The sequence below is a fragment of the Barnesiella sp. CU968 genome (assembly GCF_905219685.1).
In the GTDB taxonomy this organism is placed as follows: Bacteria; Bacteroidota; Bacteroidia; order Bacteroidales; family Muribaculaceae; genus Lepagella; species Lepagella muris_A.
Window position 1 is genome coordinate 1 of the sequence record NZ_CAJMXD010000523.1, and the last position, 1634, is coordinate 1634.

2 protein-coding genes are annotated in these 1634 nt (G+C 46.4%); both read left to right on the top strand.

Going from position 1 to position 1634, the window contains the following annotated elements:
- Nucleotides 1–387 precede the first annotated feature (387 nt).
- Complete coding sequence (locus JX312_RS13335) at nucleotides 388–738, top strand: transposase family protein (RefSeq protein ID WP_204458402.1); 351 nt, start codon at nucleotides 388–390, stop codon at nucleotides 736–738.
- A partial coding sequence (locus tag JX312_RS13340) for a transposase (protein ID WP_204458404.1) occupies nucleotides 734–1634 on the top strand: 901 nt, incomplete at its 3' end. The genes JX312_RS13335 and JX312_RS13340, both read left to right, overlap by 5 nt.

The window sequence follows — 1634 nt, forward strand, 5'->3', positions numbered from 1 at the left end:
CGTTTCTTGAAATTCTTTAAGTCATCATAAAGTGTCTTTCTGGTGCTTTCAGCCAAGTTTCGGCAGTCGCAATGTGGGAATTGCTCCTTTCTCAACTCGCTGAAATCCCTCAAAAATCCATCTTTATGCTAACCTAAGTTAAAAGCAAACACACTCTTAAATTCTTGCGTTATTTATTCGCCGAAGTATTATATCTGCACAAAGGTAGTTTACACTCTTGCATAGTCTGCCGCTCACAATATAAATCACTTCTAATAAGTATGACTCGCAAATTAGTTAATGCATTAAATAATTTCAGTTAAATAATGGGTCAGCGGATTTTTCGGGTCAGCGGATTTTTCCGGTGGGCGGGAGAGAGTATCAAGAGTATAGTGTTATCTTTGCACAATGAAACCAGATCAACTGCTCAGAGCCATCCTACCCGAAGTCCTGATAGACAACTTCGATATTGAACGATTTGAAAAAAGTGAGACCCGCTTCGACATATGGCTTGATGAGAAGAAAGAGCAACTTCGCGAAGACAAGTACAATAAAGACATCATATCTTACGGTTTTGGGGATTACCGCACCATACAGGATTATCCCATAAGGGGGCGTGCCACATACCTGCATGTTCGGAAGCGCAAGTGGCTGGACAGGTCAACCGGCGAGATATTCAGTTATCAGTGGGACATCTCTGAGTTCGACGGCACAAGGCTTAACGCCGAGTTCGTCGCTTTTTTAAAAGAGGGAGATTGAAAGCACTCCCGTCAGCATATCCACTCTTGCCGCACGCAACGGACTGAACGGACAGACACTGCGCAAGCAATACAAGGAAGTGATCAGTGGCTATCGGTTGTGGGGCCAGCTTGACCATGCCGATGAATACATATTGTATCCTGAAAATTTCGGCGCGGACATGAGTCTTGACGAGACCTGCCTGAGCAATGGCGATGTCTACACCATACTGACCAACAAAGCCGCGCATGGGGGCAAAGGGGCTCTTGCGGCAATGGTTCGTGGCGTGGCAAGTGACACAGTGTCGGTAATACTGCGAAAAGTTCCATTGAAGCAGCGCCTTAAGGTAAAAACGGTTACTACAGACCTTTCTTCAGCCATGATGCTGACTGTCAGAAACGTGTTTCCCGGAGCATCGCTTGTCAATGACCGGTTCCATGTCCAGCAGCTCATATCCGAAGCTGTTGATCAGCTGAGGATACGACACCGTTGGGAGGTGCTTGATGCCGAGAACAAGGCAATCAGGGAGCATCGTCAGAAGCGAAAGGATGCAAGGTCAAAAGAAGAACGTGAATTGATCGGGAAATGGGAACCGGAGAGGATGGAGAACGGCGAGACCATGCCCCAGATCATGGCACGCAGCCGACATATCATACTCAAGCACAAATCAAAATGGAACGAACAACAGACAATACGCGCCCGGATATTGTTCAGAATGTTTCCTGATCTGGAAAAGGCTTACGGACTGTTTCTAAAGCTTGTGGATATATTCAACGAGAAAACTTCCGCAGGAGTCGCCAGACTGAATCTCGCCAGATGGTACAACGAAGTGGAGGCCTTTGGGAATGATGAATTCAACAAGGTCCTGGAGACCTTCGAGAACCACAACACCACAATAATCAACTATTTCAAACGAC

Bases quoted from the DNA above. Each gene is read 5' to 3' on its own strand.
- JX312_RS13335 (WP_204458402.1), top strand. From the start codon at position 388: ATGAAACCAGATCAACTGCTCAGAGCCATCCTACCCGAAGTCCTGATA.